Below are 25,961 nucleotides of genomic sequence, written 5' to 3' on the forward strand. Positions count from 1 at the left end.
GTTCCTGAAAACAAACGGCCAGGTCTCGCGACCTGACCGTTTGCGTTTCGCTGTGGTGGACTTACTAGTTGTCCTTGCCCAGCCACCCGTAGATCACGCCGCCCAGCAAGCCGCCAAGGATCGGCGCCAGCCAGAACAGCCACAGCTGTCCGATCGCGCCACTGCCGGCGAACAGGGCCACGCCCGTCGAACGCGCCGGATTCACCGAGGTGTTGGTGACCGGAATGCTGATCAGGTGGATCAAGGTCAGCGCCAGGCCGATCGCGATCGGCGCAAATCCGGCCGGAGCCCGTGCATGGGTGGCGCCGAGAATGACGATCAGGAAGAACGCGGTCAGCACCACTTCGCACAGGAAGGCCGCAGCCACGGTGTAACCGCCCGGCGACAACGCGCCGTAACCGTTGCTGGCGAACGTGCCGGGTGCAGTCGGATCGATCGCGAACGTGCCGGAGCCGCTGGCGATCTGGAACAGGATCCAGCCGGCGAAGACCGCCCCGACCACCTGCGCCACGATGTAGGGCAACAGGTCCTTCAGCGGAAAACGCCCGCCGGCCCACAGACCGATGCTGACCGCCGGATTGAAGTGCGCGCCCGAGACATGGCCGAAGGCGTAAGCGCCGGTCAGCACGGTCAGGCCGAATGCCAGGGACACGCCGAGCAGGCCGATGCCGAGCGGATTGCCGTCACCACCGAACTTCGCAGCCAGCACTGCGCTGCCGCAACCGCCCAACACCAGCCAGAACGTGCCGAGGAACTCGGCCGCAAGTCGTTTGATCATCCTTCCTCTCCCAAAGGTTGATTGACGGGCCGCGCAAGGCAGCCCGCAGCGACGCTAGTTCATCGGTGTCGCGGGGTTGTTCGAATTGCGTTAAACGCGACCGCAGCCGCGCTTCGTGTCAACGATCCGGGAGCGGGATGAACTCGGTCTCGCCGGCGATATGGCCGAAGCGACCCTCGAGCCAGTCCTGCTTGCCCTGTTCGATCCGTTCCTTCGACGAGGCCACGAAGTTCCACCACAGGTGGCGCGGTCCATCCAGTGGTTCGCCGCCCAGCAGCATCGCCTTCAACGGCGACTTCGCTCGCAGCCGGGGCGTGGTGCCGCGATCGAGCAGCACCAGGTGCTGCGGCGGGATGTCGACGCCATCAAGCTGTGCGTCGCCGGCGAGCACGTACAACGCGCGCTCGGCATGCGACGCATCGAGGTCGGCCTCTGCCCCTGCGTCGAGATCGAGTGCGACGTTCAAGGTGTCGGCATAGACGCGCACTGGCGATTCCTCGCCATAAGCGCGGCCGGCGATCACGCGCAACAAGGCACCGTTGCGCTCGATGCGGGGCAGCGTCGCACCTGGATGGTGGAAGAACTCTGGTGCCGCTTCTTCATGCGCCTTCGGCAAGGCCACCCAGGTCTGCATGCCGTGTGCCGGGTGCGGCTGCCCACGGAGGTCCTGCGGCGTGCGCTCGGAGTGGGCGATGCCACGTCCCGCCGTCATCCAGTTGACGTCGCCGGGATTGATGTCCTGCACGCTGCCCAGCGTATCGCGATGGGTGATCGTGCCGGCCCACAGGAACGTCACCGTGGCCAGGCCGATATGCGGATGCGGGCGTACGTCGATACCGCGGCCGGGTTCGAATACGGCCGGTCCCATGTGGTCGACGAATACGAACGGGCCGACACTGCGTGCCTGGATCGACGGCACCGCCCGACGCACCTGGAATCCGCCGAGGTCATGTACGCGTGGAGCGATGATTGTTGTCATGGGAAGCGACTTTAACGCGCTTCGTCGACCCGCACCGTTGCGCGTGGCGCATCGCCCTGTTCCAGTGTCACCAGTTGCAATTGCCACGCGCCGATGGAGGCGGAGGTCATGCGTTCGGTGTTCAAGGTAATTCTCCCGGTAGTACCGCCGGCAGGAGTGAATTCGAACAGCACGTCGGCGTCGCCGGCGCGGATGCACTGTGCGTCGGGCGGACAGCGCGAATCGTTTGCGATAGTGAGGTAGCGCAGCGAGGCATCACCGGGCAGCGATACGCGCTCGCCAGGTTGCAACGTGAACGGTTGTCCCAGGGCAACACTGCGGGCCGTGCCGCCGCTGGCGCAGCCCAGCATGGCGACGGCGAGTAACAACATGGATGCAAGACGATTCATCGCAGGCCTCCATCGCGTGCACAGCGTGCAGGTTACGCCGCCATCGCTATGAGTGCACCTCAATGCGCTTCATCGCGGTGTGAAGCAAGCCGGTCGGCGAGGCGCGTCGGCTCCGGCAAGCGATACGTGGTGACGAATCGCATCACCAGATCGGCCGCGGACGCCATCGCCACGCGATGTCCTGGCGAAACGACCAACGGAAGACAGTTGGGTTTGCTGCGCAACATCCAGCCGATCTGTTCGCGTCCATCGCGCAGTGGCGTATAGGCGCCGCGAATCTGGTGCAGGGCAGCGCTTTCACCGATCAGGACCTTTTTTGCGACGCCGATGCTCGGCAATCCTGTGGCGACGCCGAAATGTGCCGCGATGCCGAGTCGACGCGGGTGGGCGATGCCGTGGCCATCGACGAACACGAGATCCGGCTCCTGCGGCAACAACTCGAGCGCGCGCAGCAGCGCTGGCAGCTCGCGGAAACTGAGCAGGCCTGGCACGTAAGGCATTGATGTGGCGACACGGACGAACTGCGCGCTGAGTAGTTGCAACGTCGTCGCATCCAGCAGCACGGCCGCAGCGCGAGTCGTCTTGCCCTCGTCCTCGAAACCGACGTCGAACCCAGCGATGGTACGTAACGGCTTCGTATAGCCGTCACGCAACAAGACGCGCTGCGCCAGCTCTTCCTGCAGAACGCGTGCGCCGGCGATGGTACCGTCCCAACCCGGGAATGCGTCGCTCATCGCGTTACGGCGGGCAGCCGATACAGGAATACGCAGCGACTGGATTCGAAGTAGCGCTTGCCATGATCCAGGGCTTCATGACCACGGGCGAGAAACCAGGCATCCTCGCGCGCCAAAGCCTCAAGCGTGGTCGCTGTGCCTGGCTCCAGGAACATGTCCAGCACCAATGGCAGCCGCTCGCCGTTATCGGTACGCAGCACGTAGCCGCCGCCGGTCTCGAGTTCATTGATCACCCGGCCGCGCGCTTGCAACGAAGACGCTTTCGACACCGGGGGCGCGGCAATCGTGTCCAGCGCGGCGGGAATGACCCAGACCAGCGCAGGCACCGCAGGCAGCTCGATCTGCTTGATCGCGGTCGCGCCGGGCTGCAGTGCGTCCAGTTCGGCCAGTCGATTGATGTACGCGTTGCGCAGGCATTGCCCGTCGTGACAGGCATCGCGCGTCCGTAGCCACTGTCGTTGATCATCGCGCAGGCAACCCGCGCCACTGCCGAGTTCCACGTTCGCCGCGGCGTAATAGCGTCCAAGCTGCTCATCCAAGGTCGACAGTTCCGGATTCGCACAGACCATGCGTTCGACTTTGGTGGTCGCGCGTTCGCACGGAAAACTGGCGGCCGTGGCCGTGAAGGCCACGGTGGACAGCATGGTCGCGACGATCAAGGAAACCTTATTCGGATGCACGGCACACCGCCTCGATCTTGAAGTCATCCAGATCGTAAATGAAAGCCCCGTAGAACGGCATCGTGTACTGAGGGCGCAATCCCGGCGCCCCCGCATCGCGGCCACCGCGGCGTAAGGCCGTTGCATGAAAGGCATCCACGTCCGTGCGTTGCGCGGCCTGGAAACTGATATGCAATCCGACACCGGCGCGTGCGCTGCCTTCATCCTGCTCAAGGATCCAGAAGATGGGCGCCGGCCTGCTGTCCGGCCCGTAACCGATCGCGTCGGTACGTTGTTTACGCCGGCTCAGGCCGATCGTCGCCAGCACGGCATCGTAGAAGGCAGCCGCACGTTCGATGTTCGCGACAGGGATGGAGATATGGTCGAGCATGGTGCCTCCATTCGTGCTGGACTGCGCATGCGGGACCACGATGCGGCTCCCGCCAGGTCAGCCGGTGTATGGACCTTTGACCTCGCCCCAACCCCACTTGGGCATTGGCGCATGTTGGTCGACGGTGGCGCCCGGCTGTGAATTGATCACCGCCAGGCGTGAGCCCCACTCCAAATAGCCAACCAGTGCAGAGCGAAACTCTGGATCATCAGGCATGGAAAGTTCATCCGCGGTTTCCAGCAGCAAGGTCACCCAGCGCCGCCTTTGGTCCTGAGTGAGGTGGCGGTTCAGGTGTTGCTGGATCATGTGCGGGTGACCGCCATGTTGTTTTGAGTACGCTTGCGGACCGCCAAGAACCTCTGCGAGGAATGCGGCAACATGACTGGGATGGTCTGCGCCCATGTGCGCGAAGACAGGCCTCAGCAACAAGTCGTTCTTGACATGCTCGTAGAACCGCGTTGTCAAACGGCCAAGGGCATCAATGCCGCCTAGCCACTCGTAAAGGGTCGGAACGCTTTTGTTTGGCATGGCAACGTTATGGTGGGATGGGGTGGGTTTGATTGGGGTATTCATGCATCTTGCAGATCTCGATACATGACATGCGCATCAACAAGGCCGAGTTGTTGGTGGCGGAAAGCTTTGGGAAGGGTGCCAACAATGGAAAAGCCCAGTTTCTCGTAGAGTTTCAGGGCCAGGGTGTTTGTGCTCACCACGTAGTTGAACTGCATGGCGATGAACCCGTTGCTTTGAGCTTGCGCGATGCTGTGGTTGACCAAGGCTCGGCCAATGCCTTTCCCCTGAGCGGACGGACTGACAAGGTACGTGGCGCTTGCTATGTGTGAACCGAGGTCAGGGTAGTTGGGGCCGACCTTATACATGCCAAGAACAACAGAATCCGCCGTCGCAACGTAAGCGGCATGTGCGCCGAACCAGTGCGCATGGAATGTGTCCCGGTCGAGCGATCCAGAAAACGGCAGAGTGTCGCCGGTAGCGATGACGGACTGGAAGATATCCCACATTGCATCAAGATCGGATTCGCTGGCTTGCCTGATCTGCATGAAGAGCTCCGTGAACATTGCGGAGGCTTGGAATTGTCAGCCGCCAGCCTGCTGTTTCTCTACCGCTGGTACCTCGCGCTGCTCGGGATGCTGCTTCAACAACTCATGCAAGGGCGGGATTCCGTAGAGCGCTCGATCCTCGTCCGTGACGCTCCGGTCGATGGGCACCAGCATCTCCCGACCAGTTGCCTGGTCTATCACGCGGTTGGTCCCATAGCGCTGATAGCCCTTGCTAAAGCTAAGGTAGCGATCAATCGAGGCTGCAGCTAGATAGGTCGCGTCTTTGATCCCGCCATCCATGGCCTCTTTGAACAGGAAATGCGCGAGCAGGTAATTCTCGGCGCTGAGGCTCTTGAGCTGTCCATCGCAGAAGGTTAGCCCGGTGTGCTGCAGGACGAGCGCAGCGTTGAACTTGTCCTGTGCGGTAACCGCACCGCCAGTCGCGATGATTTTAAGTACATGTTCTCGACGCGCGTCATCGGACTGAGGGTCATTGCTGCCGGTGCGAACTGCCTGGTCTTCCGCGGCCAGTTGCGACAGTTCCACGTTATCGGCCCATAAGGGGAATGAAAGGGCAACGAGCAACAACATTAGGAAGAGCTTGTTTGGCATAGGTCGCGAGATGGTTGGTGTGGGGTTGAACTCGGCCGAGCCGCTGAAGCGGATTCGGCCTGGATATATTTGTCAGGCCAGCTTGAGCTCATAGAATCGCGTGCCTGGCAAATGATTGCTGTTGTACGCGGGTATCTCGGTGAAGCCGAGCTTTTGGTAAAGCCCCTGAGCTGCCGCCATGCTGGGAAGCGTATCCAACCTGAGGGCAATGTAACCAGCACGGCGAGCCGCTTGAATGGCGGCCTCGATGAGGTGCTTGCCCAGCCCCCAGCTACGGAATGCTGGGCGCACGTACAGTCGCTTCATCTCACCGGTCTCGTCGTTGAGCCGCCGAAGAGCAACACAGCCAGCCGTGTCGCCGTTGATCTGCGCAAAGAGCAATGCTCCGTACGGCGGTACGTAAGGCAACGGCAAGGCCTCTAGCTCGGCGGTAAATCCCTGGTATTCAAGGTCCACGCCGATCGCATCCGCATACTCACGAAAGAGCCTACGCGCCAACTCAACCTGCTCTTGGCTCTCTACTGCCACAAGGGTGATCGAACCTGACATGGCCACCTGACGTCTGGCTTAAGCCGAGCCGCGAAGCAGCTGCGGCTTGAATGAGTTGTTAGCCCGCGATAAGTATGCCAATGGCCTCAATCAAGCCGAGCCGCGAGGCGGCTTCGGAGGCCCATCCGACGGACATTCAATAGTCGCATTTGAGCTCCCCGTCGACGACCGTGGAGCCCATCTTGAGTTGATCACGACCATCATGTCCTGTGAGGAGGCTGAATGATGGAGGCAGCATGCGGTTCCCGGGATTACGAAATGCCAGATTGATCGTCGCCGTTGATTGGCTGAAGTGCTTCAAAACGTAATGAGTGGGATTCAGGGTGACACGTTTGCCGGACGCGAATTCTGATGAACTAAAGACGATCAACGGATTGGCGTCGCTGTAGCCGATGAACTCCATCTCGAAGTACTGAGGTTCCTTGCCACCAGAAAACGTGCAGGCCGTCTGCGACGCGATGGTGGGCTGACTCGCCAGAGCCAGCAGAGTTGCAACGAGTGCGATCCTTTGCTTCATGGGACTAACGCCTAATTAAGCCGAGCCGAGTAGCTGCTTCGGATTGAATGGATTGTTAGGCACCAACGTCGTTGAGGCTCCACTCCTGAATTGGTACGTCGGTGCGCTCCATAATAAGTTCTTCCATGATTTGCTGTTCCATGGCCAGTTGTCCCTTTGCTTGGGGAGTTCGCTCCACGGCGCTGTCCGCATCGCGCCAAGCGACAGTAACCCGAAGATCCCATTGCTCATTGATAGCGTTGAAGTGCGGCCTGGACAAGCGCACCCATAGTACGCGGCCTTCCTTAATCTTGGCGCGCAGAAGTGGAACGCGACTCTTCTCGAACAAACCTATGAACTGCAGCTCTTTACCGGGTTTGATCCAATACGTGTGCTCGACAACAAACGGAGCGCGAGCCCCTGAATCATGCTGCGCGACTGCGCTTTGAGGCATTAATGCAAAAGCAAGTATGAGGATAGTAATGATGCGCACGCGACGTTGTCTCCTTGGCAGCTAGTGTCTGAACTTGGGCCGAGCCGCTAGGCGGCTTCGACTTGAATGAATTCTTAGGACGCACTCTCACGCAAGTGGAAGATGTTGCCCTCGGGATCTACGGCATTGCTAGCGCGAAACCCCCGGCCAGAGTATTCCTGAGAGAGCACCACACCCCCAAGGGCAGGAGCTATCTTTCTGGCCGAAGCAAGGCTTGGGACAGTAAAGAAGAACTTGAGCGCTGCGTTGTCGCGTGGGATCGGTGGATCGGATATGGCAACGGCGGTCGCAATCTCTGGTGCCAGCGCATGAACGACGAGCTGCAGCCCGCTACCTTGGAGTACGACCAAATCGGAGGTGGCGTGCCGTCTGGCCATACCAAGGATCGACTCATAGAAGGCGGCAACACGCAAAATGTCCTTTGCGTAGATGAAAAGACCAGAATCCGCTGGGCCTGACATTTGATCTCCGATTACTGTGACTGCGATTAGCTCGCAGGTGCGCCCTGAATTAAGCCGAGCCGCAAAGCGGACTTCGGCTTGAATGATTGTTTTGTCGCTGACGCTTCTGATAGCTCATCGAACTATGAACCCTCTAGTGCAGCAAATAGAACCATTGCCCAAAGACCCAAGACGGCAATGAAGTTCACTGTGAAAACGGCGCCCCTAAGTCGAACGCTGGTTGTCAAAATCTGGACGGAGCTGTGCAACAAACGTCCACCAACAAAGATCCATGCGAGCACTAGCGCGAGGCGTCCCGTCTCATGCTGAGAAAGAATCAGGCACGCCGCGTAGAAAAATACAGGCCATTCGAACTGATTCGAGAGATTGGCGCTGATGCGAGGTTCAATCTTTGTCCACGGATTGCTGCCATCAGGAAGCCGGCCAACACCCCAAATGGACGGAGCTCGCGCGATGGTAAGTAGCACGTAAAGGAAAGCAGCTAGCGCAACATGTGCCGTCATAGGGAAGATTAGCGGATGCGACATATAGCTCCTTGCCTTCAACTTTGTCTGACGTGCTCACCACATGGCGCATTCATCGGTCTGCTGCCTGAATCAATACGAGCCGCGGAGCGGATTCGGCTTGAATGAACTGTTAGGCGGCGCACCATGGAGGTCGAAAGTGCCAAGTACACGCCAAGGTGTGACGCCCGTTTGCTCAATGAGATTGACGCTGGTGAACGAGACGGAGATTACCTCAGGGAGTACACCCGCTTTGGCGAGGCTGTTTCCAGCAGCTTTTGGGTTGCGTGGATGCGCCAAAGTGATGTGCGGGGGTTGGCGCCTGATGGTACGAGAGCCAAGAACATGCTCCCGAAGAGACGTGAACTCATGCTCCCCGGCGATGCAAGGCAAGAGGACTCCGTGCTCATAAAAGCGCTCAGGCTTTCCGAAGCACAGGGTTACCGATTCGGCGGGGAAATCCGCAAGCCGAGAAGTGAGGGTGCGATGATCCAATGGAGCAAGCTCATCTTCCCTGCATAGCGTCACGTGGGCAGGGATTAGGTTGCTCTGGATAGGATCCAGAGTCTGGCGGACTGACTCAAGCAAACTGACCGTAGGATCAGGCACATATAGGCTCAATTGGGTTCGAGTATTCAAGAGCCAAAGTCCTTGACTGCGATGCCTAACGTCTGAATTTAGCCGAGCCACGAAACGGCTTCTGCTTGCTTTACTTGTTGGCACCTAGCCGAGTTGCGAACTCACTGACGGCACGGGCGCAAGCTTGTGGCACAGCTTGTAGCAACAGATGAGGCCCTGCAATGTCTGCGGTGGTGCAGTGCGGGATGGCCAAGGCAATCTGCCTGCCGGCACGGCGCGAAAGCAGTCGGTCGTCAGTGGCCCGGAGGTGAAGAACGGGCACAGTAACCGAGCGACAGCTGGCTAATGCCTTGCCCCGAAGAGCGGTAGCAGCCCGGAACCGCAGAACTGCAGGCGTGACGGTGAGCAATGCGCTTTGGAGCGCCGCCTCCAGTTGTGGTGTGGCCCAGCGGCCAAGCAGCCACCAGGACAGCAAAGGCAACGGCAGGGTCCGAACCGGTGCGAGGCGTGTGAATGATGCAAACGGGGAAAAAAGCGGGGCCGGCGACTCTGCGAAGGTTGTAGAAAGGACAATCCCGACAAGATTGGACGGCGGGTTTGCGGCAATGGAAAGCGCGATGGGGCCCGAGAATGATTCGCCAAGGAGCACAAACGGCGCAACAGAAGGCAATGCAGCTCTGACAAGTTCTTCAAGCGCGGTGTAGTCGAGGGACCGGTCCGGTGGGTACGAAATGACGGCAACTGAATCAAATGCTGTACCGACGGCATCCGAAAAAGCGGAATGCAGGGTTGCCGTGCCATCTAGGCCTGGGAGCACTACGAGCGCGGTCATGTTGATCTTGGGTGCTACACCTGAACTAAGCCGCGAATTGGCTTCGGCTTGAATGAATTGTTAGGCCCATCCCAACAGGCCTGCTATGGACTACGGTGCGTCTGAGTATCCGAAATACCAGTCATACGCGTTGCCAGCATCCGATTGAACATCGATGTCTTGAAATGCATCCAAACGAGCTTCCGGTGTCTTAAGAGCTGCCGCTGCGGCAGCTAGGCCGGGAGCAGCGAGGAACTCGCGGATAGCAATGAGAACTTTTCGATCGCCCTCGTCGCTAAACATCCCAAACGACTCTGGAAGAGAAAAGCCGGGTCGAGGTGCGATGAAACTCTTGTGTACGGCGTCGTACATCTGTTCCCTCACGTCGGTATCGCTAACTTCCTCGTGCTCGACAGCCACTGCATCCAGATCGTCGATCAATTTTTTCAAGGCATTCTTCATGGTCAGCAACCTGCAAGTGTGGACATGAGCCGAGCTGCGAAGCGGCTTCGGCTCGAATGAATTGTTGGGCGTCATCCTAGCCTCGTAACGCCAGCGATCAATGCAGGTGAACTGCCAGCCAGAGAGCGCCCTGAGAGACACGCCTCACAGTGTGTGGTGTGCCGGCTGGCATGAATAGAGAATCACCGGAATGGAGCTTGATCGCCTCACCGGCCACCTCAAGGGTTGCTTCCCCCTGGAGCATCACAACCCATTCGTCTTGGGCTTGCACGTATTCCGTAGGAGTTATTGCAGCAGAACTGACGATGCGCTCGATGACGAGGTTCTTGTGAGTGAGCAATGTCTCGAAGCGCTCACCCTCTAAAGGTGCTTCTGCATAAGCGAATAGATTTGCGGTTCGCACGACGATGATCTCGATATGGCGCCTAACGCCTCAATTGAGCCGAGCCGCGAAGCGGCATCCGCTTGAGTGGATTTCCAGCGGGCATACGCGCGTCAGTGTAGCCGGCGCATCCCCGCCATTTTGGCGCCGATGAATGTGAAATCAGGAGAAGCATCCGCTTTACATTGAAAGAATGTAAACGAGGCCTCAAGCTCAAGTTTGGACGGCCACCAGGCTTGTTAGCCGGCATATCCAGCAGCCTCGCGGACATTGGCCAGGCCGGAAGAGAGTACGCGGGCAAGGGCTGCAATCTCACTGGCAGACCAGTCCGGATTGAACTTCTGCCCCGCGGGTGTGACGGCCGGAATATTGGAACCCCAGAACAGTTTGTCATACACATCAAGCGACTCCTTGGCTCCGTGCATAGGGAGAGAAAGGGAGCGTGCGATGTCAGCCAGCATGTTCCAGGTGTTCAGCATGGTCAGACAATCAAGTGTCTCGGCATTTGGTTGGCCAAGCCAATCGGTGAGCCGATCGAAGTCGTAAATACCAGACTGTTCTGGCTCTAGGACAAGGCCGCGTTGGGAAAGGAACTGCACGACGGCAGGAAGGTCAGGAAATGTCGCGAGCCGCCCGGCGAGCGCAAGAAGGACACCGTCTTTCTCGTCGGTGTACCAGATGAAGTAGCGCTCGCTGCCATCAAGACGATAGCGAGCCGCGAAATGGGAGCGAGGATCTGGCATGTCGGCTAACCGCCTGAACTAGGCCGAGCCGCGAAGCGGCTTCGGCTTGAATGAATTGTCAGGCGGCACTTGCCACCCATGCCAGTGCCGCGACTCCGAGTAGGCCAATCCATCCAGGGTGCCTGCCCTTGGTGCCAATGAGCACAAGCAGTGAGCTGGCAAAGAATGCAATGACAGTGATGATCTCTAGAAGCATGCGAAGAGTCTGCTCATCAGTGGGGCGAGACAGCCGCAACAGGACAAACCCAAACGCCCAGCCCAAGACAGTGACGATATGCCAGGTCGCCCACAAATTTCGGATGTTCCGCTCTTTCAGCGGCGGGGGAGCGATCGTTGGGGCGAGTCCACTGGTGCGTAGGTGACGAAAGATCAGGATCCCGCCCCCTACTGAGTGAACAGCCCCAATGATCAATAGGAGCATCCCTGCGATCAGCATGTATGTCTGCATTTCAGATATCCATGAAAAGTGGGTGCCGCTAACGTCTGAGCTTGAATGAAGCAACGGAGTAAACGAGCTACCCGAATGCGACGCCCACGAGCGGAAGCCAAGGATCTGAAGACGAACCGGTAGTCACAGGCTCGCCCGCCGGCATCAACCGAGTGAGGACGAAAGTGGGCCACGCCAACACTACGACCGCAGCGTGAAGCTGTGCAGCGGCGCAGCGCCGCAGCGCCGCAGACTAAGGCTGACAGATAGGTCGCGGTCGTGACAAGAAACCCAACAAGCAGCGCCCGTCAGCCAAGGGCGCTTTGCGATCGATGCAGCGTTGTTGGTTGAGTGGTCGGAGCCCATGGATTTGTTCCAGCGCCCAACGTTTGAGTTAAACCGGGCCGAAGCGGCTTCGCCTTGATTTAGTTGTTAAGCGAACCTTTCGCACCGAAGCGCTTAGCTGAAAGGTTTGCAGCCTTGTTGCGCTCGACTTCTCGGTTCTTTGGCGGAGTGAATGTGGTGAGCGAGTCGATAAGCGTTGTCGCTGCCAGCGTGACTTGCCTCACCGCCTCATTGAACGCTGCTTCATTAGCTTTCGAGGGCGCATTGAAGCCGCTCAATTTGCGAACGAATTGCAATGCCGAGGCACGAATCTCATCTCCAGTTGCTGGAGGATCGAAGTTGTACAGCGTCTTGATATTTCTGCACATAAACACCTCCAACACTCGATTTACGCCTAATGCTTGAATTTGTCCAACCCGGAATACTTGATTGAGGGGGACGCGATTGCGGTCGTAGACGAGGTCTAACGCCTCGACTAAGCCGAGCCGCGAAGCGACTTCGGCTTGAATGAACTATTAAGGCTCACTTGTTGCTGCCGTGACTGACGGGCCTTTAAGTTCAATCACGTTTCCATCTGGATCTGGAAAATAGAGAGATAGACCGTCACCCTCGGCGCCAAAGTTGACCTCGGCGCTGCCGAGCGGCGCAAGGCCGTATTTGCTTAGGTGCGCGATTAGATCAGGCTCGTTGAAGGGCTCGATACGCAAGCACAGATGATCTACGTTTCGTGCTGTTATTGCCGGTGCCGCGCCCCCACGTGACCCGAGCTTTCCGTCCACGCTTACAAGATCAATCATCGAGGCGCCAGCCCGCAAATGGACGAGGCCTAGGTGCTCACGCTGTCTAACCACGTCGCACCCGAGGACGGTGCGGTAGAAATCGATGCTTCTGCTCAAGTCGCTGACACGAAAGACAATGTGGTCGATGCGCTGCACGGAGAACGGCTTTGTCATAGCGGATTCCATAGAGTTTCTGTAGGGCCATAACGCCTAATTCGAGCCGGTGAAGCGAGTTTCGGCTTGAAGAATTGTTAGGCTTTGGCTACGAGAGGACGCAAATCGTCAACCAAGCGCTTTCTACTGCTGCGCGCGTACTCAGCGGGTGAGAAAGGCATTGTAGAGATTGCGTAGTCGTCAATGAGTTGGAGAAGCTCGCTCTTTGGGATGCCTGCAGGTGATGGGTTGCTCCCGTTTTCCGTTAGCTCTGTCAGCTTCTCTTGGAGAATTTCCTTTCTTGCGATGCCGGTTCCGGTGGATGGATCGGCAGCACAGAGCCCAAATGTGCCGTTTAGAAAGTGCGGGAGGAGATCCTGAATCTTCCCTTCAATAATTGCCGGATCCTTGAAGTAGGTCCGCAAGCCAGTCTCCAGCTCACTGATTAGTTCTGAGAGTACGGCGTCACGCTCTTTGCCAGGCGCGGCTCGGTCGGCGATCTGGGCCCATCTTGTGCATTCGGGACGAAAGTATTCGCCTGAGAGAGACTCTTCAGTCTCAATGGCACCGAAGGCCGCTGATCGGACAGAGCTTCCATCGCAAGTGTACGTGGGCCCTGGGATTGCCTTGGCCGCCATGAGCTCATCCAGACGTTCGACCGTGATGCCTAGAAGTGATGCGAAGGTGGGTTTATCGACGAAGTTCTTTTGCAGATAAGTCTTTAGCAACACGGGTTCCTCCAAAGCCTAACGGCTGAACTAAGCCGGGCCGCGAAGCGGCTTCGGCTTGAATGAATTGTTAGCCGTCATCACGGTTGCTTGGCACGCACGCTATCCATCGAGACGTTCAATGCCTCGTTGCCATCCGCACCATTGCAACGACATGTTCCGTCTTGGGGAAATCTGCTGGAGCCAAATTTCTTGGCGGTGCAGAAGTCGGAGCAGAGCAGACTATCTGGTTGGGGCCCAATGTTTCCTACACTTAGCTGATGAAGCAATGCCAGCGCGGGCAAGAGCATTGAGATGCCAACTGCCAGCGCAATGTGCAGCCAGGACAGATCGGCAGAGGCCTCCCGCCTTTTGCCGAAGGAGTAACTGGCAAAAGAGAGTGCAGTCAAAGTGGCAAGAGAGGCCAGTATTGCCACACCCATAACCAAATATTCCGCGGTTTGCGGCCAAGTGTCATCCCCGTACACGAACAGCCACAGAATGCCGCCCCCGAGGCCTGCAGCAACAAACGCTGCAATGGCTGCAACCATTGCGTTCGGAAGAAGAAACACTAACGGATACGAGAATCGAGCCTTCACCTGCGAAATCCTTCCCGTGACGGCTAACGCCTGAATTAAGCCGAGCCGCGAAGCGGCTTCGGCTTGAATGAATTGTTAGGGCGCGTCTCAGTACTCATTGGGCTCCCCAGAAAACTGCACGGCTCCCTGCGGCAGAATGATGCCCGGAAGCATGCTAGACGTCCAAATGTGGGTGGCCTGACCAAGATCAATCGGCTTATCCAGCGAGCCACCCTTGATACTTAAGATGTCGGTGGTGCCGCGCCGTTGGTGCCAAAGTCTTGAGCCACACTCAGGGCAAAACGCACAATCAAGAGTGTTTCCCGTGGCGGTGGGGCGGGACCAGAACTGTGGCTCTCCTTGCATGACGTGCAAGGCGGTTTTCGGCACGATGAAGGAGATGCCGAAAGCCGATGCAGATTGTTTGCGACACTCCGTGCAATGGCACACATAGAGCGCCACAGGGCCGTGTGACAGCTTGTAGCGGATTGCGCCACATTGGCACCCGCCAGAACGAACGTCGCTTTCGTTTGACATGGTTCGCCAGCCTTATTGGTAAGTCAGCGCCCTAACGCCTGAATTAAGCCGAGCCGCGAAGCGGCTTCGGCTTGAATGAATTGTTAGGCGGCGCTGCCACGTACTACGGCCGCCAAGATGAGCCCGCCAAGTGCCAAGGAGGCCAAGCCAATCAGTGTGATGTGGCGAGCTGCCCGAGGAACAGCTTGTTGAGCAAACCGATGATGCCAGCGCCACGGTACGAGGAAAAGGCAGGCCGTCGTAACAAGCAGAACCCAGCCAAAGAGCGTGAAGGCGCTGGGCAGGAGCATGCGCGGCGCATAAAGAACTAGCGCGGTGCCCACGATGAGGCGAACGAACAGCTCTGCATAGTGCTTGAAAGCAGAGTCAGCGAAGCCGAGCAAAAAGCGGTTGGCATGGGTCGGCATGAACAGCGATACGGCCGCCAAGGCAATGAGGTAGAGCCCGGTGAGAACGACAACCGCAAGAGCTAGGACTTCAATCATCGACATTGCCCGATAAGCCGCCTAACGCCTGAATTAAGCCGAGCCGCGAAGCGGCTTCGGCTTGAATGAATTGTTAGGCCGCACCTTTCGCTGACATCCATGACTGAAGCGGGAGACATGAGAGTACTGCGAGCAAAGGAACTGCAGCCGACGGATATGAATCTGAGAGAAACATAAAGGAAATGGTGCTACCGATAAAGAAGAGCGCCAATACGAGCCTGGAGCGTATAGGCAGGATGCGGGGAAAGCTCTGCCTAATAAGCTCAATTTGTTTCGATCGAAGATGACTGAATAAAACCGAGCATGCAACGGCTGCGACGAACGACATGGTGAACTGTTGCCACGTTTTCTCAGTTGCAAGTAGGCCGATGAGTAGCGGCAAAAATTGACTTGCCATGGCGAGCTTTGCCAACAAACGTCCGCCATCGGGTAGAACATCTGAATTTACGTGTCCTATTGCAGCGTACTGGGTGTCTAGACCTTCGAGAAACTTGAAAGGTGGCATGTGCGGCCTAACGCCTGAATTAAGCCGAGCCGCGAAGCGGCTTCGGCTTGAATGAATTGTTAGGCGCCATCTTAGCTCGTGACGCCAGCGATCAACGCAGGTGAACTGCCAACCAGAGAGCGCCCTCGGAGACACGCCTCACGGTGTGGGGCGTACCGGCAGGCAGGAACAGATAGTCACCGGAACGGAGTTCGATGGCCTCACCGGCTACCTCAAGAGTAGCTTCCCCCTGGAGCATTGCGACCCACTCATCCTGGGTTTGCACGTACTCCGTCGGGGTTATTGCAGAGGAACTGACGATGCGCTCGATGACGAGATTCTTGTGAGTGAGCAATGTCTCAAAGCGCTCACCCTCTAGTGGTGCTACAGCATCAACGAACAAGTTTGCAGTTCGCATGACGATGATCTCGGTATGGCGCCTAACGCCTGAATTAAGCCGAGCCGCGAAGCGGCTTCGGCTTGCATGAATTGTTAGGTGCCACTGCGCGGTCTTGCACGAAATGCCTCCGTCCACATCCTGGTGCGTGGATTGAGTATGCCAGCAGCAATTTGCATGTCACCGAGCTCGACTAGTCGTTTCTCGATAGAGCGGCGAGTGTGCTCAGTCTTGGCAGAGAGACCGGCTTGGTCAGCGATAGATCCAGAACCGCCCCATAGCTCATTGGATTGCAGGTACGTGCGCAATAGCTCCTCGGATCCGGTTGTAGCTGCCTGCATAGGGGCAACGATCTCCACGGGCTCACAGCTTCTGACTAGCTCCAAGATGCGTCTTAGTTGGCGGCGAAAATCTTCCAAGTGGCACCTAACGCCTGAATTAAGCCGAGCCGCGAAGCGGCTTCGGCTTGAATGAATTGTTAGGTGCCATCAGCCCAGGCCCTCACACGCCGGATAATCGACAACGTATCCGCCACCTTTCTTTACCAGGATGACCTGCATGGGGCCAGAATCTCCATGCCGCCAGCGGTAGTAAAGAACACGCTCGCCGGTTGGGCGATCAGTTCGCTCTTGGGGCCTTCCCATGATCTTTAGCGCCTCCTCCTCACTCATGCCGGGCTTAAGTGTCAGGCAGGATCTATGCTCGAAGTAGGCTCTAGGTGAAAGGACCAAATTGCATCCGCTAGCTACAACTGCGAAGAGTAGAACTAGGACTAGTCGAATACTTCCCATGGCACCTAACGCTGGAGTTAAGCCGAGCCACGAAGTGGCTTCGGCTTGAATGACCTGTTAGGCCGTAGAGTATCCGAAGGCGGGGCAGTCAAGAACCTGGGCACGGTCTGAAGTCGACGGGACCTTGAACGTAGCCCAAGTGCTGCAACCACGAGCTTGAGCAGCCGAAGGCGAGAACCGTCACGGCACGCCCCGATGAAGTTGCACGAGTGAACGCCTCGATGACGACACTCTTGCAAACTAAGGCAACCGGAGCGTGCCAGCCGGGTGTGGCCGAAGCTCAACAGAACTCCATGATGTCGATGACGCCAAGCCGCGATGACCTGCCGAACTGGATGCTGGATGAAACGAGAATCAACACGTTGCCGGTAGGCAACACTTTGATCGCACCCACACCGCCTAACGCCTGAATTAAGCCGAGCCGCGAAGCGGCTTCGGCTTGAATGAATTGTTAGCGCTCACCCGATGACTGTTGGGTAACAGGCCTAACGCCCGGGATGTGCGCGACAGTGATGCTGCCAACTGGGCTAAACAAATCGCCACTAGGACGGCCAGCGGTGAACTTGCCTATGAGAGTCAGCTTGGTGTGAAAGTCAGAGCAGGACCACTTTGCACTTGAGCGGCAAAGTATGGCGCTTGCTACATCTTGATCTAGGGCCGCGTCAGGACCGGGAAAGATGAGATCGTTTGAGATGATGCCTTGAATGGCAACAACTCGGCCATCGTAAGCACTCGGATTTGCGATTAAGGCGTACATGGAGGTTGGACAGACCTGCGAATCAACGCCATCAACCTTTGTGCAAAAGATTTGCGAGGCAACGCGCTCCCGCGATTGTTCGCTAGGAGCCTGAGTTGGTAAGCAGGCAGCAAGCAAACATGCGAGGAAGAGACAAAAGAGGCGTATCAGATACATGAATGTTCCTGTGAGCGCTAACGCCTGAATTAAGCCGAGCCGCGAAGCGGCTTCGGCTTGAATGAATTGTTAGGGGGCACTTGCGGCTGTCAACGCCGCCACCGCCGTAAGTGCCACCCAGCCAGGATGCCGACCCTTGGTGCCGACGAGCACAAGAACCGCCCCGCCAAGATAGGCGAAAACAATCGCGCCGGTCACGAGCGACGCCGACAGGGGGTGGCCAAGCGCTAGCTGGAGAAGCACGCCCGCAAATGCCCAGCCAAACAACGTGGCAAGGTGCCACGTGGCCCAAATGATTCTGACGTTGCGCTCACGTAGCGGTGGTGCGCCAAGTGCCGGCACCAGACTGCCGTCACGGAGGTGCCGAAAGATGAGAATCTCGCCAAGCACCGAGTGCACCAGGCCGGTCAACGCCGCGAGGATTGCTGCCACCAAGTAGGGGGTTTGCATGCGGATCATCCTTGAAGGTTGGTGTGCCGCCTAACGCCTGAATTAAGCCGAGCCGCGAAGCGGCTTCGGCTTGAATGAATTGTTAGGGCTCACTTAGGAGGCGAGCTGACGGCCCGAGCCTTCCGTTCAGTCATCTCTTCCAGTGCGTGCTCGCGTTGCATGGTTCTCTCGTGTTCGGCATCTGCGGCTGCACGAGCGGACTCGGCCCGCGCAGCCGTCTCTTGGCCACGAGCGTTGGCGAGCTTTGACTGCTCCGGCGGTATGGACGAGCACGCGGCGAGCAGCGCCGCGCCAAAAACAACCAGGCTCAGGGACAGCTTCCTACGCATACAACCTCCTTGGTTGGGCTCGGGTCGTGAGGGTTATCGCGGGCATACCCCGAGAAAGTATGCATGCCGCAACTCTACACCGCTGCCGGCGGCCCACAGAGGAGTTCCGATGGCGGCGAGCTTAGCTGTGAGCCCTAACGCCTGAATTAAGCCGAGCCGCGAAGCGGCTTCGGCTTGAATGAATTGTTAGGGGGCGCGCTCATAACGCTGCTCTATGAGCTGCATTTGCGCTGCGACGTCACTTGCACGCTCACGATTCACTTGTCTCTCCTTGTGCGAGAAGAACAGGCAGGCAAGCCCACAAACTCCTGTAATTACAAAAACAAGCCACGTTATGTCCAGTGCTCGTTGCTGTGCAGGGAGTTGAAAGGTGTTTGAAACGATAGGGAGCAGTGCAGATAAGGCCATGCCAAGTAACGCGGAGCCAACTGTATGGAACAACCACGGCTCACTTGTTGCTTTGGAAATTTTGTTGCGTAAGAGATCCCACTCTTCGCAAGGGATTGGGTAAGCCTTTCCTGACTTTGGTGGGAGAACCTCAAAGCCCTGTGACATCTGAAAAGACGAGTCATTGCTCATGACTGGCCCTCCGAGACCGGCTTAACTTCCGGCTTGTGAACACCGGCAACAATTGCATTGACCAGGACCACATGGCCACAGTTGCCGCAGGTGACCGGTATCACCGGTACTACTGGACCACCAATGACCATGTTCCCTTCATTGAACTCGGTCAGTTGGAAAGTTGAATCTTGCACGTTCCAAGGTCCGCCTCCGCACATTGGGCACGCTCGGCTAGCCCACTTCTCCTTTAGGAATTGAATTGTTTTGTCTGAGTCAAACTTAGCCATGATCTTTGTGGCGCCCCCTAACGCCTGAGGTAAGCCGAGCCGCGAAGCGGCTTCGGCTTGAGTGAATTGTTATGCAGCCCGGAGTGCCGGTGAAACGCTGCAGCTGAAGCGATTCTAGCCAGTAACGGTCGGGGTGCGGGAATCACCCCATGGAAGCTAGGACAAGGATCGGGGGAGCTCGCCTAGCCGAAGGTGAGGGCGCCGCAAGTAGAGCGCGGAATAGTTCATCGGATCGGCGGCGTGTTGTTGCTGACGCAGGCTTTGCGCTTTTGCGGTGCAAGCTAGATTGCGAAATCACCGCGATCTCTAGCAGTGCTCTCGACCGCGCATAACGCCTGAATTAAGCCGAGCCGCGAAGCGGCTTCGGCTTGAATGAATTGTTAGGCGGCAATACGAGGACGCGCTTGCTCGGAATCTCATAGCAAGCATGCATCTGCTTCCACGCTTTGCCTCCCGTTACGACGATTGCTACGTTGCAATTGTCGCCGCTGGTGGTGCGGAACAGCACGAACCAGTCACGCCCCTCTCGATCAACTGCGAAAGCCTTCGGCTCTACCCAGTTGAGGCGCTTCTTGATCAGGTCTTGGTCTGACTCGAACCCAAAACCTTCCAGGAGTTCGATGCGCTCAACTGGCAGATCTTTGGGGTGCCCGGCAGCAGTTAGCCCGTGACGCAGGACAAATGCCTCAGCGGAAGCGACGACAGAGAGGGTATCTGGCGTAAGAGTGATCGGGCGAGTTGACGCGCACGAGGTCAAGGCCACGAAGGGCGCATGCTGTTAGTGCCAAATTTTCGATTCGAATCATTTGCCGCCTAACGCCTGAATTAAGCCGAGCCGCGAAGCGGCTTCGGCTTGAATGAATTGTTAGGCGGCACGCGACTCACAGCGCCACCGGCTCAAACTCAGCAAACATTTGTTGAGACTCCGCCAAGTTTGCTAGAGGCATGTAATCACAGGCAGCACCGAAATCAGCCCAAAGCGCTTGAACGGCTGGATTGCTATGCGCCTGATGTATCGCCTCGGCTGAGCGCCACTCAAATACCTCCACAATCGTGTTATCGGCCGAACGCATGACATAAGCCGGTTTGTCCGTGACCAAATGCTCGGACCTCAATACTTCGAGGTGCTTCGTTACCGCCGCCAAGAGTTGCTGATCCATGCCGGGCTTTGGTTTGTACGCGACAATCACAAAACGTCCCATCGCAGAATCCTCCAGTGCCGCCTAACGCCTGAATTAAGCCGAGCCGCGAAGCGGCTTCGGCTTGAATGAATTGTTAGAGCACACTAGCCACATATCTGCATCGGCTTCTTTGTGTCCGTTCGGGTTGCTTGAAATGTGAACTCTTGCTTGGTGGTTTCGGTTTCAAACTCGAGTGTCCCGTACGTCAAAGACTTTGAGCGCGAGGTAATAGTAAGTTTTGCTCTTTGGGCGCTTTCACAATTGCGAGTCTCGTCATCACACACGAGAACATGAAGCGCCGGATATTTTTTGGAGCCAGGCCCACTCGTCCAGCCTCCCTCCCGATGCGCGCCTATAACATCATCAGCGTAAACGAGTACGAAGTGTCTGCCGGCGTCAATCGCGAGATGCTCCGATAGTCCGTCATAAGCGCCGCATCCAGTGTGGATCACGCCTATAGCGTGATTTTTGTCAGTCTTGCTGGGCATGGATGTGCACCCAACAATGATGAAAAGACCTAATAGCCACACGCGCATCATTAGTCCACCTGTGTGCTCTAACGCCTGAATTAAGCCGAGCCGCGAAGCGGCTTCGGCTTGAATGAATTGTTAGGTGCCGCCCAGGAACCCGCAAGCACCCATCGTTACACCCGCAATGAACAGCCCTTGGGAAAGGAGCCCCGCATAGTGATTGACGATCTTTGACCACTTTGCAAGGTCAGGGGGGAGGTTGCCAAGTTCACTGGCCGGGATTTCGTTTGCGTTAAAGGCGCGAAAGCGACGGTGGTTTTCCTGGCCGATGGCATCAAAGCACTTGAGCATTGCCCGAAGTTCTATGCCAGTGGCAATTACGCCAAGTGAAAACAGCACAAGGGCAATCTTCACCGAAAGGGGCGCAGGCTTGTCCCCCATAAACGTAAGGACTGCAACCGCGCCACCACCATTAGTTAGGAAGTTGGTATTGGTTAGGCGCTTGTCCAAGTCAAACAGAAAACCTTGTATCTCCGCACCCTTCTTGGCGAGAAGCTCGGAGAACTCGTCAGAAACATCCGCCGGAAGATCTCTTCTCAACTTGTTGAGATCGCTCATAAGGCACCTAACGCCTGAATTAAGCCGAGCCGCGAAGCGGCTTCGGCTTGAATGAATTGTTAGGCCACACCTGCGAACACCAAGGACACAAATGACTCCGATACAACGCGCACATTGACGTGCTTGCGGCATAGCAAAATGTCCTCATGATCGATGCGCACGATCTGCGGTGTTTGCTTGCTACTTTTCATGTCAAAGCATATCGGGTCGTAGTTGGCGAACTCAGGGCGACCAATTTGTAGATACCTCCTCGGAAGTAGCCACTCACAAAGGCCGGGATCTTGAAACGGAGCATGCGAGATATCGTAGCCGGACCCATCGCCAAGATTAGAAAACGCCTCAAATCCAGGCACATCAAATTCTGGGAAGCGATACGCTTGTATGAGACTGCGATACGGCTCCGGAAGTTGAAGCCCGAAGGATGCTTCCACGGCCTCTAGCCAAGGGCAGTTGTCCGCAGCCTCGAACGGGAAGCCTAGGCCTTCAAGGTGCTCAACGATAGTTGAAACGCGAGAATCCATCGTGTGTGGCCTAACGCCTGAATTAAGCCGAGCCGCGAAGCGGCTTCGGCTTGAATGAATTGTTAGAGCGCGTCCCCGCAGCCGTCGCCCACGGGAAAGAATACATCTGTTGGGAACCTGGGCTGGGGCGCATCTGCGCGGGCGAGTGCGCTGCACCCGCGGAACTTAATCCGATTGAGGGTGACGGATTGACCGGCACTGGTATGCAAGATGATGGCCGAAGGCGCCTCCGACCAAGTGCCAGCTTGGCCATTGGGTGGGCAGATATCACACCAACTGGAACCATCGAAGTTGCCGGATGCGTACAGACGGATGGTTTGCCCAGCACCACGTCCCTTTACCCAGACTTGCACCGGCTCTTCTTGGGGTGCCCGTTGGAACAGCCAATAGCCGGCGCCGATGGCAACAAGGAGTAGGGCTGTTGTCAAAGCCGCGAGTTTGCTCATGAGCGCTCTAACGCCTGAGTTAAGCCGAGCCGCGAAGCGGCTTCGGCTTGAATGAATTGTTAGGTGTCTGTCGAGACGTCATCCCACTCTTGATCCATATAACCAATGAGCCAATTGAGGGCATGGTGCCTCTCCATGGTTACTCCGGGCTCTAGAGATGCTGGGGTTGGCTTGCCATTTATCCTGGCATCAACTACTGCCCAGTGATAGCGATAGATTAGATCCGCCTCATCCAGAATCTGTTCTATGGGGCGCAGCTTGGAATCGGAAATGAACTGCGAAGAAGTTCGTTCGTGTAGGAACTTCACAGCGCGTGGGACATCACAGATTTCAGTGGGTTTTCCCAAGGCCTCGACGTAACCAAGCGACCACAGCAGAGTCCATGCAGCCTCGTATCGCCAAGCAAACTGGATGCGGTCATGCTCAGTAGGAGATTGCTGCTGAATGAAGGCCGCCTCGTCGGGTGTGAAGTGTCCCTTAAGGCCATAGTCTTTGACGATCTTCTCGACAATAGGCTGCTCTAAACCTTCGCCTTTAACGGCCACTACTAAAAGGGCCATTGCCCGCCACGCAATTTCCTCCTTGGCCCTGCGTTTCACCTCTTGGGTATCCTCAATTACCGGCAGGTGCTCGATGACTGGCACCCCTTCCGATTTGAGTCGGGCGACTGAGCGTGTTCTTCGTTCGAGCGATGCTTCCGTTGCGTTAGATTCCATGGCCTTGATCTTTTCCTTCCGATCTTCGATAGGGGATGTCGCCTGCGCACAGGAAGTCAGCGCAAGGAGCATCAGAACTGAGACAAGATAACGAGAATGCATGGAGACACCTAACGCCTGAATTAAGCCGAGCCGCGAAGCGGCTTCGGCTTGAATGAATTGTTAGCCGATGAACCGGGCGGCTCGGGCGGCGGCGGAGGAATCTGTCCGGCGTTGTGCAGCCCGGTTGCCTTGCCCCAAATGGCCGCGATGCTACCCCCGTACATCCCGCCGTGGCCGAATTGCTTTGCATTAAAGCGGCCAACGATCTCAACCGTCTTCTGGTGGAGCAGCCTTACGTCATAGGCCTTTCCATCCGACTCCCCTGGGACAAGCCATAGGCATTCCTTGGACCTGTCCCATGAGGAAATAACCTCTGAGCTTGGGCAGATGAAGCTGGCCTCGAACTCAACGACGGCAGCTCCCTTGATCCGAACCAGTGCTCCGTCATATGCGGAAGGGCTCGCCAGAATGGTCGATATCTCTGTAAGTGCGGCCGGCTCCGCAGGCTCATAGGAGCTACAGCCGGCGAGAATTATTGCTGTGAGAGCGAGGCAGGTTGTTTTCATCGGCTAACGCCTGAATTAAGCCGAGCCGCGAAGCGGCTTCGGCTTGAATGAATTGTTAGGCGGCAACACGTTACTTTGCCGTATTGTCAACGGGTACAGCGTCTATTGGGGACTCAAATGCAATGAAAAGGACACACGGATCTTGCCCTTTGCAAGACGCCTTATGCGGCAGCTTAGCGGGCCCGTAAGCATAGGTTCCCGGCTTGAGAGTAGTTGCCTCATGGCCGTCATATTTGACTTCCAGCTCCCCTGAAACCAGAACCATGCGCTCCGCAGACGTATGCCAGTGGAGTGGGATAACGGAACCTGCCGGAACCTTGAAGAATACGTCCGCGTTTTCTTTCGCTGGATCGCCGTGTAGAACTGCGATTGCGCAGCCCTTGGGCAAGAACTCAGGGCAGGGCCCCCATTTGAGACTTGGGTTTTGGAAAGTCCATGTCAGCGCTTGCTCTGCCTCTGGCGCCTGGGCTCGTGCGGGCCCACTGATCGAGAGGGCATACATAAGTGCTACAAGGTACAGGTACTTGCACATAACCACCTCCTATTTGCCACTTACGATGAACTTCACTTGCCGCCTAACGCTTGAGTTAAGCCGACCCGCTGCGGGAGAAACCGGCAGCCGAAACGGCAACAAATTACGAGGTACTCAAGCCGAAGCCGCGAAGCGGGTTCGGCTTGAACGAATTGTTAGGCGCGACCATGCCCGACCGGGCGAGCGACCGCAACTGCGGGCTTTTGCAGCCAAGGGCTAGGGCAGCCGGGCGCGGCGCAATGATCTGCAAGGCCCCCGTTGCTGACGCGAGAAACCGCAAGCCGCGACACGGCCGCGTTGGAATACGAGGCCAACCCGAAATCATTGGGGACGCGCGTTCGATACCGAACGGAGCAATGAACACTTGCGAATGTCTTGCTCTTTGACCCAGAGGCTTGGTGGTTGGGGCCTAACGCCTGAATTAAGCCGAGCCGCGAAGCGGCTTCGGCTTGAATGAATTGTTAGGCCGCAGACAGCGCAGCCCGCTGTAAATGGGGCTCTAGTTTTCCAGAAAGCGCCAGCCAAAGCATGCGTAGATCACACAAAAGTCCCCAGTGGGGCTTCTTTGCAAAGGGCCGATTGCCTTGCGCCAGCGGATGACTGACGAGTGCGATGGCATAGCCAACGGGGCCCAGTACAAAGAACGCCCACCAAACAACTAGCAGAGACGCGGCAACGCCCACAAATAGGCCGAGAGTCGTGCCGATGTAGTGACAAGCACGAGTCAATGGCTTGGAGTGGGCTGCAAGGTAGGCCAGCCAATACTCATCGAATGATTGATAAGGCAATCAGCAGCACTCCATGCGGCCTAACGCCTGAATTAAGCCGAGCCGCGAAGCGGCTTCGGCTTGAATGAATTGTTAGACCGCACGCGATGCTCTGTGTCGATTGACGTGCACAGTTGCAGAGGAGCGGCTCGGTGAACTTTGTAGTGACTCGGCTCTGCATACAGCTGGCATCTGAAGAAGCTGTTGGAGCGCTTAACGACAACGACGTGGACTAGCGGCGATGAAATTGCTGCGCCACCTCCAACGAGGTCGCCAACTACTATCTCGCGATATGCATATTCCACGGCTTCGTAACGGCCGGCAAAGATCCGCCTAGGTTTGAGCACGAACGGCTCGAAGCGTGACGTAAATTGTTTGCTGAAGTAATCCGCGAGCCCTGCGGGGCGACGCCCACCTGCCAATACTTCAATCTCAAGGCCGGGGTGGGCAGGATATGCCCCTTCCTTTGGATGAGGTAGCTCGAAATGGACGACAGTACCTGCCGCATTAGTGATCCGGGAGTTTAGGACCCAGCCGGCCGGCGTCGTGACAACCAGTCCAGTGCCAGGGACAGGCACAACAGAACGCCCCGCGGCGAAAGCATGGCCGATGGCGACAATGCCTGTCAGAGCGATAATGTTGGCTCTCAGCAGCGACATGGTATCTGTGCGGTCTAACGCCTGAATTAAGCCGAGCCGCGAAGCGGCTTCGGCTTGAATGAATTGTTAGGCCGCGCCGCCACGTGGGTACACGCTGCCAAATGTGTTGATGCAAATGATGTTGGACATTGGGACAAATAA

32 protein-coding genes are annotated in these 25,961 nt (G+C 57.2%); 1 reads left to right on the forward strand and 31 read right to left on the reverse strand.

The genetic code is table 11. The features are described from left to right. Positions 1-64: 64 nt before the first annotated feature. The 23 genes from aqpZ to MO486_RS13955 form a co-directional block, all read right to left on the reverse strand. Positions 65-778, reverse strand: a complete 714-nt coding sequence (gene aqpZ / locus MO486_RS13845; RefSeq protein ID WP_242908905.1) for an aquaporin Z — start codon at positions 776-778, stop codon at positions 65-67. A 118-nt stretch (positions 779-896) separates the two neighbouring features. Next, a complete protein-coding gene (locus MO486_RS13850) occupies positions 897-1,757 on the reverse strand; it encodes a pirin family protein (protein WP_242908907.1) in 861 nt (286 codons plus the stop codon). An 11-nt stretch (positions 1,758-1,768) separates the two neighbouring features. Next, complete coding sequence (locus MO486_RS13855; RefSeq protein WP_242908909.1) at positions 1,769-2,146, reverse strand: hypothetical protein; 378 nt, start codon at positions 2,144-2,146, stop codon at positions 1,769-1,771. A 59-nt stretch (positions 2,147-2,205) separates the two neighbouring features. Beyond that, positions 2,206-2,880 (reverse strand): deoxyribonuclease V, encoded by a 675-nt coding sequence (gene nfi, locus MO486_RS13860; RefSeq protein ID WP_242908911.1) that lies wholly within the window; start codon positions 2,878-2,880, stop codon positions 2,206-2,208. Beyond that, positions 2,877-3,560: a lysozyme inhibitor LprI family protein gene (locus MO486_RS13865; RefSeq protein WP_242908913.1), complete on the reverse strand. Its 684-nt coding sequence runs from the start codon at positions 3,558-3,560 to the stop codon at positions 2,877-2,879. Before MO486_RS13865 ends, nfi begins: the two co-directional genes overlap by 4 nt. Further along, positions 3,547-3,930 carry a VOC family protein gene (locus tag MO486_RS13870; protein WP_242908915.1) on the reverse strand — a complete coding sequence of 128 codons (384 nt, stop codon included), beginning with the start codon at positions 3,928-3,930 and terminating at the stop codon, positions 3,547-3,549. The genes MO486_RS13865 and MO486_RS13870 overlap by 14 nt, the downstream gene beginning before the upstream one ends. A gap of 57 nt (positions 3,931-3,987) precedes the next feature. Further along, positions 3,988-4,503 carry a group II truncated hemoglobin gene (locus MO486_RS13875; RefSeq protein WP_242908917.1) on the reverse strand — a complete coding sequence of 172 codons (516 nt, stop codon included), beginning with the start codon at positions 4,501-4,503 and terminating at the stop codon, positions 3,988-3,990. Next, positions 4,500-4,988, reverse strand: a complete 489-nt coding sequence (locus tag MO486_RS13880) for an N-acetyltransferase (protein WP_242908919.1) — start codon at positions 4,986-4,988, stop codon at positions 4,500-4,502. The genes MO486_RS13875 and MO486_RS13880 overlap by 4 nt, the downstream gene beginning before the upstream one ends. Positions 4,989-5,024: 36 nt before the next feature. After that, positions 5,025-5,579 carry a hypothetical protein gene (locus MO486_RS13885; protein ID WP_242908921.1) on the reverse strand — a complete coding sequence of 185 codons (555 nt, stop codon included), beginning with the start codon at positions 5,577-5,579 and terminating at the stop codon, positions 5,025-5,027. A 93-nt stretch (positions 5,580-5,672) separates the two neighbouring features. Then, positions 5,673-6,149, reverse strand: coding sequence for a GNAT family N-acetyltransferase (locus MO486_RS13890; RefSeq protein WP_242908923.1), 477 nt, complete (start codon positions 6,147-6,149; stop codon positions 5,673-5,675). Between the two features lie 136 nt (positions 6,150-6,285). Beyond that, positions 6,286-6,666, reverse strand: a complete 381-nt coding sequence (locus MO486_RS13895) for a hypothetical protein (protein WP_242908925.1) — start codon at positions 6,664-6,666, stop codon at positions 6,286-6,288. Between the two features lie 55 nt (positions 6,667-6,721). Further along, positions 6,722-7,138: a hypothetical protein gene (locus MO486_RS13900; RefSeq protein WP_242908927.1), complete on the reverse strand. Its 417-nt coding sequence runs from the start codon at positions 7,136-7,138 to the stop codon at positions 6,722-6,724. 74 nt (positions 7,139-7,212) lie between these two features. After that, positions 7,213-7,599, reverse strand: coding sequence for a VOC family protein (locus MO486_RS13905; RefSeq protein ID WP_345779218.1), 387 nt, complete (start codon positions 7,597-7,599; stop codon positions 7,213-7,215). A 1,212-nt stretch (positions 7,600-8,811) separates the two neighbouring features. Next, entirely contained in the window at positions 8,812-9,513 is a 702-nt protein-coding gene (locus MO486_RS13910; RefSeq protein WP_242908929.1) for an alpha/beta hydrolase, read from the reverse strand. 90 nt (positions 9,514-9,603) lie between these two features. After that, positions 9,604-9,963, reverse strand: coding sequence for a hypothetical protein (locus MO486_RS13915; RefSeq protein ID WP_242908931.1), 360 nt, complete (start codon positions 9,961-9,963; stop codon positions 9,604-9,606). Positions 9,964-10,575: 612 nt separating this feature from the next. Further along, on the reverse strand, positions 10,576-11,079 hold the full coding sequence (locus MO486_RS13920) for a hypothetical protein (protein ID WP_242908934.1): 504 nt from the start codon (positions 11,077-11,079) through the stop codon (positions 10,576-10,578). A gap of 58 nt (positions 11,080-11,137) precedes the next feature. Then, positions 11,138-11,527, reverse strand: coding sequence for a hypothetical protein (locus MO486_RS13925; RefSeq protein ID WP_242908937.1), 390 nt, complete (start codon positions 11,525-11,527; stop codon positions 11,138-11,140). A 404-nt stretch (positions 11,528-11,931) separates the two neighbouring features. Beyond that, a complete protein-coding gene (locus MO486_RS13930; RefSeq protein WP_242908938.1) occupies positions 11,932-12,219 on the reverse strand; it encodes a DUF2277 domain-containing protein in 288 nt (95 codons plus the stop codon). Positions 12,220-12,366: 147 nt separating this feature from the next. Next, complete coding sequence (locus MO486_RS13935) at positions 12,367-12,804, reverse strand: VOC family protein (RefSeq protein WP_242908940.1); 438 nt, start codon at positions 12,802-12,804, stop codon at positions 12,367-12,369. A 77-nt stretch (positions 12,805-12,881) separates the two neighbouring features. Then, entirely contained in the window at positions 12,882-13,514 is a 633-nt protein-coding gene (locus MO486_RS13940) for a DUF6058 family natural product biosynthesis protein (RefSeq protein ID WP_242908942.1), read from the reverse strand. A gap of 77 nt (positions 13,515-13,591) precedes the next feature. Next, complete coding sequence (locus MO486_RS13945) at positions 13,592-14,089, reverse strand: hypothetical protein (RefSeq protein ID WP_242908944.1); 498 nt, start codon at positions 14,087-14,089, stop codon at positions 13,592-13,594. 87 nt (positions 14,090-14,176) lie between these two features. Next, positions 14,177-14,605 carry a GFA family protein gene (locus tag MO486_RS13950; RefSeq protein ID WP_242908946.1) on the reverse strand — a complete coding sequence of 143 codons (429 nt, stop codon included), beginning with the start codon at positions 14,603-14,605 and terminating at the stop codon, positions 14,177-14,179. 83 nt (positions 14,606-14,688) lie between these two features. After that, the gene (locus tag MO486_RS13955) at positions 14,689-15,096 is read right to left on the reverse strand and encodes a hypothetical protein (protein WP_242908948.1); all 408 of its coding nucleotides are present in this window, start codon (positions 15,094-15,096) and stop codon (positions 14,689-14,691) included. A 1,887-nt stretch (positions 15,097-16,983) separates the two neighbouring features. Here MO486_RS13955 and MO486_RS13960 point away from each other — a divergent pair. Continuing rightward, positions 16,984-17,172 carry a hypothetical protein gene (locus MO486_RS13960; RefSeq protein ID WP_242908950.1) on the forward strand — a complete coding sequence of 63 codons (189 nt, stop codon included), beginning with the start codon at positions 16,984-16,986 and terminating at the stop codon, positions 17,170-17,172. A gap of 572 nt (positions 17,173-17,744) precedes the next feature. On the opposite strand, the gene MO486_RS13965 is transcribed toward MO486_RS13960, so the two are convergent. From MO486_RS13965 to MO486_RS14000, 8 genes are all read right to left on the reverse strand, one after another. Beyond that, the gene (locus MO486_RS13965) at positions 17,745-18,125 is read right to left on the reverse strand and encodes a hypothetical protein (protein WP_242908952.1); all 381 of its coding nucleotides are present in this window, start codon (positions 18,123-18,125) and stop codon (positions 17,745-17,747) included. A 515-nt stretch (positions 18,126-18,640) separates the two neighbouring features. Beyond that, a complete protein-coding gene (locus MO486_RS13970) occupies positions 18,641-19,033 on the reverse strand; it encodes a hypothetical protein (protein ID WP_242908954.1) in 393 nt (130 codons plus the stop codon). A gap of 609 nt (positions 19,034-19,642) precedes the next feature. Beyond that, positions 19,643-20,065: a hypothetical protein gene (locus tag MO486_RS13975; protein WP_242908956.1), complete on the reverse strand. Its 423-nt coding sequence runs from the start codon at positions 20,063-20,065 to the stop codon at positions 19,643-19,645. Positions 20,066-20,183: 118 nt separating this feature from the next. Continuing rightward, entirely contained in the window at positions 20,184-20,504 is a 321-nt protein-coding gene (locus MO486_RS13980) for an antibiotic biosynthesis monooxygenase (protein ID WP_242908958.1), read from the reverse strand. Positions 20,505-21,091: 587 nt separating this feature from the next. After that, entirely contained in the window at positions 21,092-21,571 is a 480-nt protein-coding gene (locus MO486_RS13985; protein WP_242908960.1) for a hypothetical protein, read from the reverse strand. A 59-nt stretch (positions 21,572-21,630) separates the two neighbouring features. Next, entirely contained in the window at positions 21,631-22,092 is a 462-nt protein-coding gene (locus tag MO486_RS13990) for an SMI1/KNR4 family protein (protein WP_242908962.1), read from the reverse strand. Positions 22,093-22,597: 505 nt separating this feature from the next. Then, positions 22,598-23,356 carry a DUF4272 domain-containing protein gene (locus MO486_RS13995; protein WP_242908964.1) on the reverse strand — a complete coding sequence of 253 codons (759 nt, stop codon included), beginning with the start codon at positions 23,354-23,356 and terminating at the stop codon, positions 22,598-22,600. A 20-nt stretch (positions 23,357-23,376) separates the two neighbouring features. After that, a complete protein-coding gene (locus MO486_RS14000; protein ID WP_242908966.1) occupies positions 23,377-23,862 on the reverse strand; it encodes a hypothetical protein in 486 nt (161 codons plus the stop codon). Positions 23,863-25,961: the final 2,099 nt, after the last annotated feature.

It is taken from the genome of Lysobacter sp. CFH 32150, assembly GCF_022758295.1.
In the GTDB taxonomy this organism is placed as follows: Bacteria; Pseudomonadota; Gammaproteobacteria; order Xanthomonadales; family Xanthomonadaceae; genus CFH-32150.